This window comes from Clostridiaceae bacterium HFYG-1003 (assembly GCA_024579835.1).
Taxonomy (GTDB): Bacteria; Bacillota; Clostridia; order Clostridiales; family Clostridiaceae; genus JG1575.
Window position 1 is genome coordinate 1,557,950 of record CP102060.1, and the last position, 17,576, is coordinate 1,575,525.

General features: G+C 49.0%; 14 protein-coding genes. 6 read left to right on the plus strand and 8 right to left on the minus strand.

Features of this window, described 5'->3' with window-relative positions; all coding sequences use genetic code 11:
• Positions 1–4: 4 nt before the first annotated feature.
• The 5 genes from NQU17_07005 to NQU17_07025 all read right to left on the minus strand — a co-directional run bounded on the left by NQU17_07005 (position 5) and on the right by NQU17_07025 (position 5,676).
• Entirely contained in the window at positions 5–931 is a 927-nt protein-coding gene (locus tag NQU17_07005; GenBank protein UUM13299.1) for a lipoate--protein ligase, read from the minus strand.
• Between the two features lie 232 nt (positions 932–1,163).
• Positions 1,164–1,856 carry a P-II family nitrogen regulator gene (locus NQU17_07010; protein UUM13300.1) on the minus strand — a complete coding sequence of 231 codons (693 nt, stop codon included), beginning with the start codon at positions 1,854–1,856 and terminating at the stop codon, positions 1,164–1,166.
• Positions 1,846–3,336 (minus strand): DUF1538 domain-containing protein, encoded by a 1,491-nt coding sequence (locus NQU17_07015; GenBank protein UUM13301.1) that lies wholly within the window; start codon positions 3,334–3,336, stop codon positions 1,846–1,848. The genes NQU17_07010 and NQU17_07015 overlap by 11 nt, the downstream gene beginning before the upstream one ends.
• 636 nt (positions 3,337–3,972) lie before the next feature.
• Positions 3,973–4,509, minus strand: coding sequence for a hypothetical protein (locus tag NQU17_07020; protein ID UUM13302.1), 537 nt, complete (start codon positions 4,507–4,509; stop codon positions 3,973–3,975).
• 39 nt (positions 4,510–4,548) lie between these two features.
• Entirely contained in the window at positions 4,549–5,676 is a 1,128-nt protein-coding gene (locus NQU17_07025) for an aminotransferase class V-fold PLP-dependent enzyme (protein ID UUM13303.1), read from the minus strand.
• 330 nt (positions 5,677–6,006) lie between these two features.
• On the opposite strand from NQU17_07025, the gene NQU17_07030 reads away from it, so the two are divergent.
• The 4 genes from NQU17_07030 to ligD all read left to right on the plus strand — a co-directional run bounded on the left by NQU17_07030 (position 6,007) and on the right by ligD (position 11,148).
• Positions 6,007–6,267 (plus strand): HPr family phosphocarrier protein, encoded by a 261-nt coding sequence (locus NQU17_07030; GenBank protein ID UUM13304.1) that lies wholly within the window; start codon positions 6,007–6,009, stop codon positions 6,265–6,267.
• Positions 6,268–6,395: 128 nt separating this feature from the next.
• On the plus strand, positions 6,396–6,977 hold the full coding sequence (locus tag NQU17_07035; GenBank protein ID UUM13305.1) for a HutD family protein: 582 nt from the start codon (positions 6,396–6,398) through the stop codon (positions 6,975–6,977).
• A gap of 302 nt (positions 6,978–7,279) precedes the next feature.
• Positions 7,280–8,170, plus strand: a complete 891-nt coding sequence (locus NQU17_07040) for a Ku protein (GenBank protein ID UUM13306.1) — start codon at positions 7,280–7,282, stop codon at positions 8,168–8,170.
• Positions 8,170–11,148, plus strand: coding sequence for a DNA ligase D (gene ligD / locus NQU17_07045; GenBank protein UUM13307.1), 2,979 nt, complete (start codon positions 8,170–8,172; stop codon positions 11,146–11,148). Before NQU17_07040 ends, ligD begins: the two co-directional genes overlap by 1 nt.
• Positions 11,149–11,263: 115 nt before the next feature.
• On the opposite strand, the gene NQU17_07050 is transcribed toward ligD, so the two are convergent.
• Together NQU17_07050 and NQU17_07055 are read right to left on the minus strand one after the other, a co-directional pair.
• Positions 11,264–11,494 carry a hypothetical protein gene (locus tag NQU17_07050; GenBank protein UUM13308.1) on the minus strand — a complete coding sequence of 77 codons (231 nt, stop codon included), beginning with the start codon at positions 11,492–11,494 and terminating at the stop codon, positions 11,264–11,266.
• 11 nt (positions 11,495–11,505) lie between these two features.
• Entirely contained in the window at positions 11,506–12,345 is an 840-nt protein-coding gene (locus tag NQU17_07055; GenBank protein UUM13309.1) for a zinc ribbon domain-containing protein, read from the minus strand.
• Positions 12,346–12,546: 201 nt separating this feature from the next.
• Here NQU17_07055 and NQU17_07060 point away from each other — a divergent pair, with 201 nt between their 5' ends.
• Entirely contained in the window at positions 12,547–13,254 is a 708-nt protein-coding gene (locus NQU17_07060; GenBank protein UUM13310.1) for a hypothetical protein, read from the plus strand.
• A 146-nt stretch (positions 13,255–13,400) separates the two neighbouring features.
• Here the strand turns inward: NQU17_07060 and NQU17_07065 are convergent, their stop codons facing one another.
• Complete coding sequence (locus tag NQU17_07065) at positions 13,401–13,760, minus strand: hypothetical protein (GenBank protein ID UUM13311.1); 360 nt, start codon at positions 13,758–13,760, stop codon at positions 13,401–13,403.
• A 1,146-nt stretch (positions 13,761–14,906) separates the two neighbouring features.
• On the opposite strand from NQU17_07065, the gene NQU17_07070 reads away from it, so the two are divergent.
• Complete coding sequence (locus tag NQU17_07070; protein UUM13312.1) at positions 14,907–17,264, plus strand: hypothetical protein; 2,358 nt, start codon at positions 14,907–14,909, stop codon at positions 17,262–17,264.
• The last annotated feature ends 312 nt before the right edge of the window (positions 17,265–17,576 follow it).

Here is a 17,576-nt window from a genome sequence, read left to right on the forward strand (position 1 = left end):
CGAATCAGATCATCCAGGGGACGAGTTCCTCGTATCCGGTACCGTCCAACGCTTTGAGCAAATCAGCCGGATGAAGCCTGCTTCCTTCCAGCCGCTGAGCCAGCCTGTCAGGGTCCGGCGACTGCCAGCGCGCAATGCGGCCATTCTTCGCCTCATATTCTGCCAGGATATCTTGTCCCTGAATTTGCAGGTTCCGACTAAAGCCATAACCAGGATTCCGGCCAAAGGTCCATTCCCAATTCTCATACTTTTCTTTGGCCAGCTGTTGAATGATCCTCTGCTCCTGCGGCATCAAGACTGCTTCTGTGACTGAAAAATGCTGTTTCAGAGCCGTCAGCAGCTGTTCTTGAAACGTTTCGACGGGTTGATCCCCAGCAAGGTACTTCTGAATATTGGTCACGAGCCAGGGGACGGATGGCGTTCCCCTGGAAGAAAAATATCTGCGGTGTCCATTGGCCAGTCGGGCCAGCCGGTTCAGATCCGTATCATAGAGAAGCGTTCCATGGTGGAGCGTCCGATGACCGGAGCAGCGCTGAGCGCTTCCTGATATTTTTTTGCCGCCGATGCCCAGACCGTTCCCGGGAATCAGCTCGGCCGGGACTCCCATGGATTGTAAAACATGTATCATTGGTTCCAGAAAAGCATCATAGGTTATTATCTGATTGGGATGATTGCGGATGATGGCATAATTGATGTTTCCCGGATCATGGAAGACGGTTCCGCCGCCGGTCATGCGCCGGACGAGCCGTACTCCCTGCCGCTGTGCTTCCTGGATGTCAACTTCGGCAAATATATTCTGGTACCTTCCGCAGACTAACGTGGGCTCATTACGCCAAAGCAGCAGAACTTCATCTTTTATCTGCTCAAAAACATACTCTTCCAGCGCCTGATTAAAGAAGGGATCTCTGCTTTGATTCTCAAAATATAGCATTTGCACCTCCTGTTCGGAATTAATGTCTGAAAAGTATCACTGTCTTAATTATTCTATAACGTGAATAGTTCTCAGGCAAAAATGACTTTGCTTAAATTTTCTCAAAAAAAGTGACTGACAACATGTCAGTCACTTTTTCCTCGTTATTTCTCACTTCTGAAACTCATTTCAAAGAAAAAGAGTCAGAACCTGCCTTCAATCAGGACTTTTAGCTGTGTCAGGTCCTTCGCGATCAGAGGACGTTCGAATCCTCTGTTCCCTCAGGAACACCATATGCCCGGTTTACGGTTTGCAGAAATATGATCCCATTGCCCGGCTCATCAATTTTCAGCTCCTTTCGGATATGATCCACGATCTGATCCGTCCTCTCGACTCTTGACAGAATCAGAACCACTTCTTTTTCGGGTTCAATATCCATGGAGAACACCCGGCTGATTTCATGAACGCCGGCACCCCTTGCATTGATGACGGTTCCGCCTTTTGATCCGGCCTGTTCCGCGGCCGCAATGACATCCTCGGCTTTGCCTTTGTCGACGATGACATTAATTACATGATACTTTGCTGAATCCAAAAGCTCATCTCCTTCTCTGCTGTCACAGGCAATATTCCTGCTTCCTACGACTTCGCATACTGTGGTGGTGAACGCAATGCCGTGGTTTGGTTTATGAAACTGAAAATGGACATCCATTTCAGCCAGAATTTTGTTGGCCAGGTCCTCTTCCGCTACCAGGTAGACGATGTCTTTGCGGACATCACCCCAGCCGATGAAATCAAGAATCCGACTGTTGGCAGTACCACGTCCAAGCGCAATGGTACCGCCTTTTACGCCGTGACCGCGGGCTAACTTGAGAATCCGTTCCCCTTCTCCGTCATTGACAATAATGTGCATCAGTTCGGTGCACAAGCCCGGAACATCATGAAGCATTATTCACCGCCTCCTTCTTCGACTTGATTTTAAAGATGATGCCCAAAATTTGAAGTGCCACAATGGGCGTCATGGCCACCATGGCAATCAGCCCGAATCCATCGACCATGACATTGGCTCCCGGCACTGCCTGGGCGGCTCCCTGAGCAAAAGCCAGAATGAATGTGGCCGTCATGGGACCGGAAGCGACTCCCCCAGAGTCGAAGGCAATGCCAACGAACAGCTTGGGCGAAAGATAGGACAGGATGATCGACAGTACATAACCTGGAAGTAAATAATGCCACAGCTGCACCTGGGGAATCAAGATCCGAACAATCGACAGAGCGACTGCCAGCGCAACGCCAATGGCTAATGTTACCATGACGATGTTGCGGCGGACATATCCGCTGGTTACCTCTTCGATCTGATGCGTCAGGACATAGACAGCAGGCTCCGCCAGGATTGTTACCATACCAAGCACAAAGGCGGTTCCGATGATATAGAATCGGTTATCGAGGGAAGCCAGTGCGAATCCTGCGACTCTCCCCACTTCCATAAAGCCTCCGTTTACGCCGAGCATGAACAGGACCAGTCCGATAAATGTAAACACCAGGCCAAACAGAATTTTACGAAAGGCGGAAGTGTGCATCCGAAAGGATACTTTCTGCATGAAGACAAAAATAAGCAGAACCGGCACCAGGGCTAAGGCTATTTCTTTTGAAATCAGGGGCAGTTTCTCAAGAAAGATTGCATAGAACGGGCCACTGACAGAAGTCCCGATCTCCACTTCACCGGATGCCTCGCGCACCTGAAACAGCAGACTCATGACCATGACCCCCAAGATCGCACCGGTGGATGCTATCCCAACGAGTCCAAAGCTGTCTTTTTCGGATGCTTTGCTGTCTTTTTTCAGGCGTGAAACACCCAATGCCAGACCCAGCATGAACGGAACGGTGAGAGCTCCCGTGGTTGCACCGGAAGCATCAAAGGAAATGGCCAGAAATTCCGGTGACATGAACACGGCAAGAACAAAAATAATCCCATACACACCGGTCAACAGCCGGTACAATGGAAAGTTATAGACGATACGAACTAATCCAGAGGTCAGCATCACCGCGATTCCGACGGATACTACAATGAGTATTGATAGTTTTGAGATGGTTCCGCTCGTAACCAGGTCCACCTGATCCGCCAGAATATGCAGATCAGGCTCCGCAATGGAAATGAAAAAGCCGAGAACCAGTCCCCCTGTAATCAGGAGCCACAGTTTATTTGATCTTGCCAGACTGGAACCTAGTCTTTCGCCTATCGGAGTAATTCCGACATCCACACCAAACAGAAAAATAGTCAGTCCCAGGATGATCAGCACCGCGCCGACTAAAAACCGCATCAGTACGCCACCTTCCAAGGGCACTAACGTAAAATTCAGCAGCAGGACAATTCCCACGATGGGAGCTACAGACATGAGAACCTCTTTCAATTTAGCTCCGATTACACTCAAATGACCACTTCCCTTCTTCTCACGATTTTTTTCAAAAAATCTCAGCTATGGAACACATTATTTTTGATTCTGTCTGTTTCCCTCATGGATATAAATTCACGAAATCCTGGGTTGAAGAGTAAATCTTAATTTCTTATTCCCCGGGAGATTCAATGAAATTAAAACAGAATACTTGACTGTACTATTTTATCATTTCACTTTTATTATGTCAACTATATAGCTATATTTTTATAATCAAGTCGGGCAGATCGGTCATTCCCTTATACTTTCGGTTGTTTCAAACGGTTAAATCGAATGGTTCAACAGTCACTCCTACCAGCAGACTCCACTTCAGCAGACTCCACTTCCAGAGATGTCATGCCAGAAGACTCCTTCAGAGTTCAACCCAGAATCCGCCTTCGGATGACTTTCTTTAGATGTCTTTTTTTAAGATGCCTTTCAAAATCCACTTCAAGAAAATGCCATTGAAACACTGAAAGAAGAGTGCCTGGTCATGAAATTACCCTCTTTTGCATTTGCGCAGGAACCCAATAAGCCCCTGCAAATCAAATAATTTGATTAGCAGGGGCTGTTGAATACAGGGTATGCTTTCAAGAATGATTGTACGTCATCTTCAGCCGATCCTTCTTCAGCGTTTTAGTCCAGGCCGCTGATGTTAACCCGGAAGGTCATTTTTCGGTTGCCGACTTCATCCTCGAACACAAAGGTGGTATCCGAGTCCAAGGTGGGTTCAAGCAGAAAATTCAGTCGATCATACTGAACACCTGGCAGAGATTTGAATACTTCCGGGAGAAAGGGCCGGGACGATGTCTGGTTGACATTCTTAACCAGCTTCCAGGAACCTTTCTGACTTGGATCCTGCGGGACAGAAATGATGATTTTACCACCGGGGGAGGTTTGCAGGTTAATGTTCGAGAAATCATAGAGATGATGTTCCTGGAGAAATCCAACGCCATCCTTTAAGGCTGCAGCAACGACAACCATTCGTTCTACCGGAGGATTATAGTCGATCTTGAGATCGTTCATGGTTTGCTCCACTTGCTGGATGGGATCCGCCTTCGGATCATAGCTGAACTGGGTGGTTTTCTGACAGGAGGTCAGAAGCAGAAGCATCATCAGACTCAAAAGCCAGAACCTGTTTCGTTTGAACAGTTGATTGGGGTGATTTACCATCAGTTTCTTCCTTTCTTGCATTGATACGGGCAGCCGCGATTATAACTCTTGTCCGGATTGACGGAATGCCTCATCCAGATCGATGGATAAAGAGACTCCCTCCTCCCGGAGTATGACACTAAGCTGCGCCAGCATTTTTATGAATTCACTTTCTTCGGCAATATTATTGCCCATATGGGCAATTCGGACAATATGACCATGCCACTGATTCAGACCGCCAGATAAAATATAGCCGTGATCCTGCATCCGATCCAAAATCCGGTCTCCATCGACTCCATCGGGCAGCAGAATTGCCGTCACGGTGTTCGAACGGTTCTTTTGGGCGAAGATCTCCAGACCGGCCATCTCGATGGCCCGGCGGGTTCTTTGAGCATAGCTGGCATGATGAGCGGCATAATCATGAGACAGAGTCATATCAAGGGCTTCACTCAGGGCATAGACCAGATTCCCGCTTTGAGTATAGGGAAATTCAAATTCTTCTTCCAGAAGGTAGGTCCTAAAATTCGTGTAGTAGGTGCGGACCGGGCTTTGTCGGTTGATCAGAAATTGCGTGGCACGTTCTGATAAAGTGATCGTAGTCAGTCCAACGGGCGCAGACAGGCACTTTTGGGAGCCGCTGATCAGACAGTCGATCTGGGAGCGATCAAAGTCGATGGCTTCTCCGCCCAGTCCGGAAACGGAATCGACAATCGTCATAATTCCGTAGGATCTTAACAAGGCGCCGATGGCATGAATATCCTGACTGACACCGGTGGGCGTTTCACAATGAACCAGTGTTGCAAGCTGGAAATCATGGTCGGATTCGAGGTACGATTTCAGCTCTTCCAGGTCAACCCCAGTCCTCTGATTCAGGTTCCAGCAGACCGGATCTCCCCCATATAGCTTGACGAAATCGGCCAAAAATTGTGAGAACGGACCATTGACCAGACACAGGGCGCGGCTGCCAGGTTCCACAAAGGACGCACACGCACCATCAAGACCGGCCATGGGTTCAGCCAGCATCAGGAAGGTGGCGGCTTTTGTGTTCAGCAGACTGGAAACCTTTCGTTCAGCCTCATGTTGAATTTCCGGGTAATTCCGGTCCAGATCCGTATTGGTAAAATCGCGCACTAAGGCCTGTTGCACCCGTTCCGCGATGGATGTGGGGCCGGCACTCATGATTTTCATAGATTCCCCTCCATTTTTCTTTTGTTTATTTACTTGTCCAAGGATTGCCGTTCCATTGTTCACAGCTCAATTGCTCGAAAGCTCGACTGTTCCAGTGTATGATTCATAAAGGACTGCGACCGGTGCGGCAACCGCCAAGGGACGCAAGCTCATTGGATGGATTAATTATAGCATACCGACAACGTCTGAGAAGTGCATGAAACCGCACCGTTCGGCACAATTCCTTGATCCGTCCAGGTAATTTTGGGATCGGAGTGAAAATCCTTGAACTTCATTTTCTTTTGCTTTATTCTGAATTTAACATAAAGCGTTCGAGCAAGGAGGAGCATTTTGGTCCAAAGAGAAGTTATCGTTGTGAATGAGTCAGGAATTCATGCACGCCCTGCCGCGGCCGTAGTCAATTTTGTCAAAAGCTTCAAGGGCACCGTGGACGTCACCCACAACAACAAGAGGGGAAACCTGAAAAGCATTATTTCAATTATGTCACTCGGAATGAGAAAAGGATCCGCCCTGGTTCTGGATATCGAAGGTGAAGACGAAGAGCAGTTTGCGGATCGCCTGGTGAACTTCATCTCAAGCCTGGAAGGGTAAACCGAACTACAGCCAAGTGGTTCAACCGCCGTTGGAGGAGGATCTGACACAGCAGTTACAAGTGTCCCGTCATCATGGGGCACATTCCCTTGATCCGCGAGCAAACCCAAGATTTCGGAGGAATGAATATGGAAATCCAAGTATTAAAACCAGAACAGTTTAAAACTACAGCCTGGTCCGGCGGAGTAACACGGGAAATCCTGATTTATCCCCCCGGAGCAGAATATGGCCGTCGTAATTTCCTATACCGCGTCAGTACAGCCATTGTGGAGTCCCGAGAATCAGTGTTTACAGACCTCCCGGCCTATAACCGCTTCATTATCCCATTGAACGGAGAACTCCATTTATCAATCGATCAGGTCCGCCACATCATCGAACCATTGTCGGTATTTCACTTTGACGGTGGCGCCAGTACCACCTCACTGTCCCGCCAGAATCTCCAGGATCTCAATCTGATGGTTTTAAAAAACTATCCAGCGGACGTGCGCATTGTCAAACCCTCGGAATGGGATGAGCTGGATCTGGAGTTTGATCACATCATCGTGCGGTTGAAGACGGATGCATCCGGTCACTTTACGGAGATCAAAGACGCAATGTACGTGCCCAGAGGTCGAGTGCTGTCTGGCCCCGTTCTGTCCGAACAGGAACTGGCAGTCGTGATGCAGCTTCCCGACCCTGCGGAAGGTCCGATGGAAGAAGCGTTGGAATAGAGACCCGATTTGATCCGAACGTCCTGGTTCCAGGCGAGTTCAAGCCGATACCGCTTTGATGTCAGCTGTCCCGAATCCAGCAGACGAACTGAATAAAGGCAGTCAGTAATCTTCTGTGGATTTCTGACTGCCTTTGTTCATGGACGGAGGTCCCGTCCGGTGTCCAAGTGGAGATCTGCTGGTGGACGCGATGAATTCACCGGAGATTATTCATGATAATGAAAGATTTACATCGTGTTCAGAGCTGGGACATCACCACCTTGTAAACTGATCTTAGATTTTCATGAACAGGAGGAATCAGTATGAAGCCAATCTGGAAAGGCGCCATTTCCTTTGGACTGGTAAATATTCCTGTCCAGCTGCTTAGCGCGGAAGAACGGACAGAGCTGAATTTCAATATGATTGACCAGCGGGACCACGCCCGAATCAAATATCAACGAATCAATGCAGAAACAGGGAAAGAAGTACCCTGGGAAAATATCGTCAAAATGTACGAATTTGAGGATGGCAGCTATGTGGTCGTCACCGATGAGGATTTCGAAAAAGCTGACCCCAAGGCCAGCAAAACCATTGAAATTGAACAGTTCATTGAGGCCAAAGAGCTGAATCCCATGTATCTGGAAAAGCCGTATTATGTGGCTCCTGTCAAAGGCGGCGAGAAACCTTACAGTCTGCTGCGCGATGCCATGAAGGAATCCGGCAAAGTCGCCATCGGACGGGTAACGATTCGCACCAAGCAGAGTATGGGAGCAATACTGCCCGTTGGTGATGCTCTGGTTTTAAACCTGCTGCGTTATTCTGACGAAATCCGGACTACGGAAACCTTGAATCTTCCGGAGAGCGAAAAAATAACCGATAAGGAAATGGATCTGGCAATCTCGCTGATTGATGGGCTGACTGCCTCCTGGAATCCGGAGGAATTCCAGGATGAATACACATCTGCCCTGATGAAGCGGATTGAAGCCAAGGCAAAACTGAAAGGCAAAGACCTGCCGGAGGAACCCGAGGAAGAAGAAGTCACCCCCTCCAAGGTGGTGGACATTATGGACCTGCTGAAGAAAAGCATCGAAACAAAATCCCGGAAACGGAGCGATCCAGCCGACAAGGCTGCTCCGGTGGATAAATCGAAGACCTCCAAATCCTCAGGCAAGTCCGATGAAAAAGCCGCTCCCCGGAAAAGGAAGTCATCCTAATGGCGAAATTGGAAGAATACAATCGAAAACGGGATTTTGCCCGAACCAGTGAACCGGAAGGAAAAAAGGCTTCTACCGACAGTACCTTGCGATTTGTTGTCCAGCGACATGACGCCAGCAGGCTTCATTACGATTTTCGGCTGGAATATGATGGTGTGCTCTGGTCCTGGGCAGTCCCTAAGGGACCCAGCTATAATCCCAGGGACAAGCGGCTGGCTGTCATGGTGGAAGATCATCCGTTGGAATACCGCCATTTTGAAGGGACCATTCCCGAAGGCGAGTATGGCGGCGGAACCGTTCAGCTCTTTGATGAAGGATACTGGATTCCGGAAGGAAATCCAATGGATGACCTGCAAAAGGGATCCTTGAAATTTACCCTGGAAGGCAATCGACTCAAAGGTCGGTGGACGCTGATTCGGATGAAACCCAGGGCTGGTGAAGAAGATAAAAACTGGCTGTTAATCAAAGAGAAGGACAGCTACGTTCAAACAGAAGACGGAGTTACCTCCCTCCTTACCTCAGTCAGATCCGGCCGAACTCTTGAGGAAATCGCCGCCCAGGATCCGTCTGTCACTCCCTCTCCTGCGACAAAAGGTTTGTCGGCAGAGGGAACCGGGAAAAATCCAAAACCGGAGGCAAAACAGCCAAAAGACAGCACCAAGACAAAATCGAAAGCTGATCAGTCAGCTGCACCTAAAAAGAAAAAATCGACGAATGATAACAAGACATCAAAAGAAAAAACGGCATCCGCCGCGAGATCCAACGAGAAGCAGACCACTACCGAAAAAGAGGTTACAAAGAATCATAAGTCAGCGAAGCTGAAAGCAGCATCAGACTCGACAACCTCGAATGACGCCAAGGCTTCCGATCAGAAAGACCAGAGCAAGGACATGGAGATAGACAAGGACAAGGAAATGGACAGAGAAATATCCGAACAAACTCCCCTTCATTCCCTGCCGTTTCATGAAGTGAAACCGATGCTGGCTGTTTTGACAAAGAAAGTGCCTCAAGGGTCAGAGTGGATTCATGAACTGAAATTCGACGGGTATCGCATTCTGGCGGTGATCGAAAACAGAACCGCCCGCCTGCTCACTCGCAATGGCCTGGACTGGTCGAAGAAAGCTCCGGAGCTTACCGAAGCACTGGCAGGGTGGGCGCCGGACAATCTGATTCTGGATGGTGAGCTGGTGGTCTTTGATTCAAAAGGAAAAAGTGATTTCCAGGCCCTGCAGTCCTACTTCAAGACTCCTGGAAGCAAGTCACTGGATTACGTGGTATTTGATCTGTTAGCTCAGGGCAGTGAGGATTTGCGCGGGATTCCCCTTCTAGAAAGGAAAAGCCGACTGGAAACACTCCTGAAAAACGCGCCGGAGGGAATTCACTACAGTTATCACACGGAGGGTGGATCCAAAGTGTTTGGTCAAGCCTGTGATGAAGCACTGGAAGGCATAATTTCCAAGAAGAAAGCCTCCCTTTATCGAGGAACCCGAAGCATGGACTGGCTCAAGGTCAAATGTACCAATCGACGTGAATTTGTCATCGGTGGCTATACAGTATCTGACAAAAACACTTCCGGGATTTCTTCCCTTCTGCTGGGCTATTACCAGAAGGACCAGCTCATATACAGCGGTCGTGCCGGAACGGGCTTTCATCAGAAAAACACTCAGGAACTCCTGGCTCAATTTCGCCGTCTGCAGCGGAAAACATCGCCGTTCACCAACACGCCGGAATCTCGAACGGGTGAATATTTTTATTTCCTGAAGCCCGAACTGGTCGCTGACATCCAGTTTGCAGAGTTGACCGATGATGGTCTGCTCCGTCAGGCTTCCTATAAGGGGCTGCGGCTTGATAAAGCGGCAAGTCAGGTAACGCCTGAAGAGACGGTGAGTGAACCGGTGATGGAACGTGATTTACCAGAACCTCCTTCTAAGAGAAAAACCAAAAGCAGACCGGTCAGCTCATCTGCTCCGAAAAATCCACTCGGATCCAGGGAATCCTCTGACGTGTCTCAGTCCAAAGACTCCTCTCACAAGTCTCAATCCAAAGAATCCCTGAGGGCTTCAAGACCAAAGAATAAAGACACTGCTGCAGCAGGCAGTGCATCAGCTTCCCGAAATAGTGATTCAGTTGAGTATGACGGCGTCACATTATCCTCGCCGGATAAGGTCCTGTTTCCAGAGGATCAGATTACCAAACAGGATGTTGCCGACTATTACTGGTCCGTCAGGGAATATATCCTGCCCTATCTGATCAGCCGCCCCATGACTTTGATCCGCTGTCCCAAGCAGATTGGCGAAGATTGCTTCTTTCAAAAGCATCAGACTCACCCGATCCCGGGGATGGATACCGTCACTGTACCGGATAATGACGGGGACGAAACCCAGGTCATGATCATGAACGACACGACCAGCCTGATGGGCGCAGTCCAGATGGGTGCGCTGGAATTTCATGGCTGGGGTTCGCAACTGGACCACTTGGAACAACCGGACTGGCTGGTGTTTGATCTGGATCCGGCGGAAGGCCTGGGAGCGGAGAAGGTTCGACAAGGCGTTCGAGATCTGAAAACACTGCTGGATGAGATGAATCTTCAGGCTTATCTGAAAACCAGCGGCGGAAAAGGCTACCATATTGTCATTCCTTTGGTTCCTTCCGCTGACTGGGAAGCTGTTCGAGCTTTTGCCAAACTGATGGCACAAGGAATGGAGGCAAGGTGGCCCGATCGGTATACAGCCAATATGCGAAAAGACAAACGCAAAGACAGAATCTATGTGGACTGGGTTCGCAACGGACGCAGTGCCACTTCGGTTAGTATCTTTTCACTTCGCGCCCGCAAGGGAGCCCCCATTTCCTGGCCCATCGGATGGGCTGATCTGGATCAATTTGATCCCGCCACCGTGACGATCCGCAACTGGCAGGAATACACTGCTACCATTCAGGAGTGGGCTGATTTCTTTCAGACCAGTCAGAAGTTGAAGTAGCTTATGTCAAATACAACACTTTGAACCAATGCCTTAATGAAAAAGTTGTTGCTCACTCCGATGTGGAGATGAGCAACAACTTTTATTCTTTACAAGTGGTCCTGAGGATCCTGCATTATGTCTGCATCCCATCAGCAATCATATGGATGCCGGTAGTTCCGGGATCACCGGAATCTGACAAATGACGACCTGAATCAGAAGGCATGGAGGTTTCATAATTCGTCCAGCGAAATCCATGACATTCCCATGGAGGGAAAGCGAACATAGGCCTGAAGATCGGCTCTTCGGTCGGATGGAAAAACTGGCTGTCTTGCATTTTTCCTGTTTGAGTCGAACTTTTACGCATGTCCTGCTAAATTACCGGCCGCTGATCCGTACATTTTTCGGGGCATGTTTGATGATGAAATCAAGCACCTGATCAAACTCACCTTGTTCCGGATAAATCTGATTTTTGGTCAGGGCTTCATTGAGAAAAATCGTATTGCGAGACCGAACGGCCTTTATCGACTTTATTTTATTGAACCTGGTATGGAGGTTATGCCGCGAAGCCGCTAACAGTCCCGCTCCGGCTGCTGAGAGATTGCCGCTGGCCATTCCGGCAAGTGCAGTCAGGAGCCCTAAAGCCTGTGCTCGCTTGACCTGTTTTTGAAGCTGGATGTGATCGATTCCCTGACTATTCATTTTAAACAGTACAATATACTTTCCATAAATCACTCCCACGAGCACATACCCCAGCGCTAAAAGACCCGCCAGCAATAGTAAGCCATAGCTCAGAATCGTGCCCGTAACCTGCAAAGCTTCACCCAGACCTTCTTCAAGAGTCAGCAGGAACATCAGAAGCGTCGGTGCCAGAAGCCCCAGCAGCATCACTTTGGCAGTGGTAATAAGGATCGTCGGATTCTTCCAAAAGGAATATTCATAGATCCATTGCATTTCCTCGACGCCGTCCTGCGAAGCATCTACTTTGTCAATAATCGATTTTTCTTGGTGGGATGAGCAGTCTGCTGTTTCATTCTCAGCGTGTTCGCTGTCAGGTTCTGCCCCTTCAGCCGGTAAATCTCGAAGGGTTGGTTTTTTTTCTGCATCCAGTCCCTGTTCACCCGGATCTGTTATCTCCTCAGGGAGAAACTGCGTTCCGCATTGTTCGCAGAACCTGGCATCATCGATTCGTTCTTTTCCGCATTTCTCACAGTACATGTGTCAACCTCCCATGCCGTCGGCATATGTTTTTCTATGTTTTCATTCTCAATCTTGATTCAGTCATCAACAGCTGATGACATCTGATTACCCGCAACTCCTCATTTCTCAGAAAATTCTTAAGCAATCACTGCTTTTTAATAAGGTTCGGTTTGGTTATAATGAATTCATTCAGAAATCTCATCAGGCAGGTGTACACTAATGGCTTTTGATAAGATCTTTTACTGCAGCCGGTGCGGGTCAAGGCTCTCCCGCAGTCAGACGGCCTGCAGCTTATGCGGTTTCGACATCGCGGCAGAATTTCCCTTTGGGGAAGAGCCGCAGGCCGGGGCTGGCGGCATCGGTTGGTCCGAAGCGGCAAATGATTCAAGACTGGCAAAATATCAGAGGAGCCGCCGCATCTATATCAGTTTCTTCACCTTCTTGCTCTTCAATGGTATTGCTGCCATGTTGATTGCCAGCGGGGATTTGCAGTTGGATCAGGAAGGTCTCCTGGTCCTGGGCATGCTGTTGATTCTATTTTTGTTTATTGCATTCTATGCGGTCCAAGGCACTCGTCGATACAGTCAGCAGTGGATTGGCACCGTGATCAGAAAACAAGGGGATCCAGGCGGAAAATACAAGCGACAGTCCATGGCGCTGATCATTGCGCTGGACAGCGGAGAGACCATTTGCCATTCAATCTCCGATCCCATCCTGTTCCAAAGCATCCTGCCCGGGGATCGGGTCAAGAACCATCAACGGGCTGATCTGCGCTTTTTAGAAAAATATGACAAACGCCGGGATCTGTATCTCTATTGTGCATCTTGTGCTGCCCAGAATGACGCAAGGGCTGAATTCTGCCGGGCTTGCGGTTCCCCACTGTTCAAGGGAAAAGAGACCTCTTTGGATTCAAAGTCAAGGATCTGATGGATCCTGGCCTGCTGATGCAGGGGTATGTCTGAGAAGAGAATGTTCACCAGGCTAGTCTTAAGCAGAGCACTGAATCCTTAGTCGGCATGATTCGCTCCCGAAAGGCCCCTTTGCCCATTAATCCGTCAGCCTGAGATCAACCGTCAATCAGCATCCGACTCCCCCATCTGTCGATACGTTCCGGTTTCATCCAGCTTCAGCGTGATATAACTTTCTACTTCAAACTGTCCCCGCCTCTTATCATATCGAATACGATAATTTCTCTGGATCACCCGGTTCGGGGTCCACATGACAGCGGCAGCCTGACCATAAAACCGCTGCGGAACTTCCATGACGGTGTAATCAAGGTCAATTGGGTCAGAGGAAGTGTCATTGAATAATTGGATCGCCTGTCTGATTTGATCATTGGATGGTTTTGGCGGAAGAAAACAGCCGCCGGCGGCAATCAATACGAACAGACTGATCAGAAGGCTTAGCGTTCGCCTTTTTGAGATCTTAACCATTCCGGATCCCTCCCCTGGTTATTCATTGGGCTGATGGATTCTATTAAAATCATTGAACCAGTTCTGCTCAGAACCTGCCGGACGATCCACTGGTGAATTCCAATGACTTCGATCTGATTCAACCCCCTGCAGGTAAGTTTGCAATTGAGCGCTGCCCGGAGATCGGATCTGATTTCTTCTCAACCAGAATGCTCTGATATCAATGGTTTGCAAGTATCTTGTGAATCATTAGGAAAGAATGATTATTAATGATAATTTTAACACGACCGTCCATATACAACAATCGATCAAAGAACCTCACAAGAAATATCTGTCAGGAAAAGCAACGGAACAATGGAGCAGCCGCATCACTTCCGTTGAGGCGCGGAACTGCCCAGTGAGCTGGTGAAAACGAGGTGAATGACAGTGGCTTGACGATTCTCATACTCTTGACATAAAAATCTACTGTGGTGAATTTCCCGGTAGCACAGGGTGTCGTTCGAAGTCGGCTGCCCGAAGGCCCAATATCAGCGGATTGTTCTGAGAGTGAGTCCCCATAGTCGCTGGGCTGTCTGAATGGAAGGGCACTTTGGGAATTGCAGAGAACCTTGGGACATCCTATAATTAAATCAAAATTCCTGTTCAATCTTCAAGATCAGATCCCAAACTCTCTGCAATGACCGAATATCCACTAAAAATCAATTAATTCTTTAATAAAGCCGTTAAGCCCGAAGAAACCTGCAAAAGGAGTAGACCAATATGAAGTGTTCATCCTGCGGAAAGGACTTGTCCAACCATGCTAAATTCTGCCCCGATTGCGGGGAACCAGTTCGGGAGCCGACTTCTTTAAGTTTGATCTGTGATCAATGCGGTTACGAAGCACAGCCTGGTGCCAGCTTCTGTCGAGCCTGCGGAAATCAGTTGTCACCAGCCCCTGCCATGCCGGAACACCAGTCCACAAAAAGCCTCGAATTAGAAGAGAAACCAGCGACTGATTCTCCGTCCCGAGAAACACCTCAACAGCAGCCGAAGTCGTCGCGAAAAAAGACGACAAAAGCTGCGGAGAAGCCCCCGCAGACTGATACCACCAGTTCTGCAAAGCCTTCAAAAAAATCCGCAAAGAATCTGCCAGATCCTGTCACCAAGAAAGCACTTGCTCCCCAACCTGTGCGGAAAAAAGGCTCCTTGCTCAAGGGCCTCGCAGCCCTGGGATTGAGTGGTATTCTTCTGGTTCAGTGCTTCCCTGATTTTTTGGAAAACCCTCCCTGGTCAAATGACCCGGGCAGCACGCAGACTACCGCTTCAAAACCGATCAAGTCTACTGCCGAAGGATCCGTATACGAATCTGTGATTCTGACCGAGGCTGAACTGGCCACCCCCGGCGAAACCACCGAGGTGTCTCCAGAGGCCCCCGTGGCCGCGATCAAAGGTGCCACGGTTGATTTTGGGGCCTATGCCCTTGAAAAGAAATCCTCGTTGAAGGTATCCCGGTTGCCCGAAAAAGTCGACCAAAAATCCGGAACGTCCTTCGCTATCTATAATTTCCAACTGAATGGCGCAGACCACAGTGAATTCCCAGTGGTCGTCGACATCACATTGCCCTATGACGGCAAAGATATCCCTGAGGAAGAGGAAGCGGATCGAATTTCAATTGCATACTATGACAAAGAACAGCAGACCTGGCTGGCTTATCCCAGCACCGTTGACAATGATAAAGATCTCGTAACCTTTTCTACAACTCACTTTTCTCCCTACGGTGTGCTCAAGGATGCCAAGGGCGGGTTTGCGGAATCAGAACTGATCAAACTCTTCATGCCCTTCAAAAACAGCAAAGGTCCCGCTGCACAGGTCTATACCACAAGCAATCGCATTGATCAGGTGGTGGGCGCTCTGGATCAGGAATCCCTCCGGCCATTCATCAAGGATCCTAAGATTGTCAGCAATCCGACCCACCGCTTCTGGTTCAGCGTCACAGCAGATTCGATAAACGGCGTGGGTACTTTGGTTGATCCGCCCTATATTGACGATTTCATTAAGAAGAAACCTTTTGAGCTCCATGGAAAAGTCCTTGGCGGACTGGGCATCCTGCTGACGGTATCCAAAGTCGGGTATCAGCTTAAAAACAATGACGAACCGCAAGCAGTCCTTTGGGATAATATGGTGAATCTATGTGAAGCGGCTGCTACAGGTCTTGCCATCTACTATTCCTCGCCGGTCTGGGGTTCCATTGCTACTGGCTTCTGGATCTGGGGCTTGCAGGACTACGCCCAGTACATGAACCCTGATCAGCCAGTGGCAGCAGCTGAGTCGAATGAAGAGGGGTTCTATCGATTCTTTACTGATGCAAACATGGTATGGCTTCAAGACAGCCGCAAGTGGGTTTACTCAAGAGAACAGTTTGACAAGAGCTACACGGACTACGAGCCAGACTACGCAAAACAACTGATGAGTCACAATCTCCCCCATACGTGGGCGAAGATTTTCCGACAAATCGAAGATGAGCATAAATTTGATCCCAAAGGAATGGCCAAAACCATCGATTCCATCATTAATCAGTTCTGCGACGCATTCTGGGACGTGGATGGCAAGGAAGTATTAGACCATGCCGCCAAGTATGAAACCGGAGTCCTGTTCAAGGACAATCTGGAAGAGTTCAACTGGCCCGACACCGCAGAAACCCAAGCCTGGCATCAGCGCTTTAAAGCAGAAGTGATTCATGATCTGGCGCCCCTGTTCCGCGAAATGAGCCGAACCGCCTACGAGGAACTGCGCAAGGAAGTTTTCCGTCAGGTTCTGGCAGCCTGGCCTGTCCTGAATGAATTGACTGATGTCTCCGTTGAAGACCCGACCGCCCCGAGCGGGTTTTTCCCCAGCTCCGACCATGCTTCAGATATCATGCAATTTGAACCCCTGAAGGAAGGCACCAAAGTGGCTGACTGGACCGCCAGGCCATCAGCCAATGAGCGCTCCAACACGGTGTTTTCGTACAATCTTTACCACTATTTGGAAGCCGGGGCTCCGACCCGACTGGCATTCTATAAAGACAAGAAGCAACTCAAAGCAAAAAAACCAGACCTGACAGTCAAGTTCAGCTATCAATCGCCGGAAGTCATCCTTCGTCTTCCCGCACAGGACAACTCGGGTTACTATGCGGGTGATGTTAGATTCACCTATTCGGATGGTATCCCGCAGCAGCAATCGAATTACTGGATCAGAGCGGAGTTGAAGGGCGATACCCTGTATGTTGTTCCATGCAAGGACAATGGTAGTTATTCTAAGGATCTGGTCATGGCCTGCACCTGGGACGCAACGGAAAAAGCCTGGATCGGCAAAAAGAGTGGGACCAAAGCCGGTGAAACCACCGTTTACGCCATTTCCTTCCAGAAGTTGGATGGGAAAGAAGCTGTCGTCGGAAAAATCATGATTCGCGATCCGGATGAGCACGACGGAAGCTGGGAGGATCATAATGCTGATTATGAATTTGCCGCAGTAAAGGTCCACCCTCTCTCCTGGTACAAGAAATAAAAATCTCACCGCCAGGACGCCCCACCTGAACTCACCCCCCAGCTTGAAACGCTGCAGGTCATCTCCAGCTGAAGTGGTCTTACCAGCGTTATTTGGTGAACAGCCAAAAAATGGCAGTCAGTAATCCAAACTGGATTTATGACTGCCATTTTTTATTGCCAGATCACTTGATCCTGACTCAATGAGTCCGACCCGCAGAGTGAATTATAGCCAAAACAGCATATGATCCGAGTGGCTGTTAGATCTGGCTTGCTTTGAATATCATATGCAGGAATGCCTGCCCAGTCGCAATCCAGTCGTGCAGATTGGGAC

What these genes read in the sequence shown, in the direction of transcription:
- NQU17_07005 (UUM13299.1), bottom strand. Translation starts at nt 931, where the DNA reads ATGCTATATTTTGAGAATCAAAGCAGAGATCCCTTCTTTAATCAGGCG.
- NQU17_07040 (UUM13306.1), top strand. Translation starts at nt 7,280, where the DNA reads ATGAAGCCAATCTGGAAAGGCGCCATTTCCTTTGGACTGGTAAATATT.
- NQU17_07060 (UUM13310.1), top strand. Translation starts at nt 12,547, where the DNA reads ATGGCTTTTGATAAGATCTTTTACTGCAGCCGGTGCGGGTCAAGGCTC.
- NQU17_07035 (UUM13305.1), top strand. Translation starts at nt 6,396, where the DNA reads ATGGAAATCCAAGTATTAAAACCAGAACAGTTTAAAACTACAGCCTGG.
- NQU17_07050 (UUM13308.1), bottom strand. Translation starts at nt 11,494, where the DNA reads ATGCGTAAAAGTTCGACTCAAACAGGAAAAATGCAAGACAGCCAGTTT.
- NQU17_07010 (UUM13300.1), bottom strand. Translation starts at nt 1,856, where the DNA reads ATGCTTCATGATGTTCCGGGCTTGTGCACCGAACTGATGCACATTATT.
- NQU17_07055 (UUM13309.1), bottom strand. Translation starts at nt 12,345, where the DNA reads ATGTACTGTGAGAAATGCGGAAAAGAACGAATCGATGATGCCAGGTTC.
- ligD (UUM13307.1), top strand. Translation starts at nt 8,170, where the DNA reads ATGGCGAAATTGGAAGAATACAATCGAAAACGGGATTTTGCCCGAACC.
- NQU17_07065 (UUM13311.1), bottom strand. Translation starts at nt 13,760, where the DNA reads ATGGTTAAGATCTCAAAAAGGCGAACGCTAAGCCTTCTGATCAGTCTG.
- NQU17_07025 (UUM13303.1), bottom strand. Translation starts at nt 5,676, where the DNA reads ATGAAAATCATGAGTGCCGGCCCCACATCCATCGCGGAACGGGTGCAA.
- NQU17_07020 (UUM13302.1), bottom strand. Translation starts at nt 4,509, where the DNA reads ATGGTAAATCACCCCAATCAACTGTTCAAACGAAACAGGTTCTGGCTT.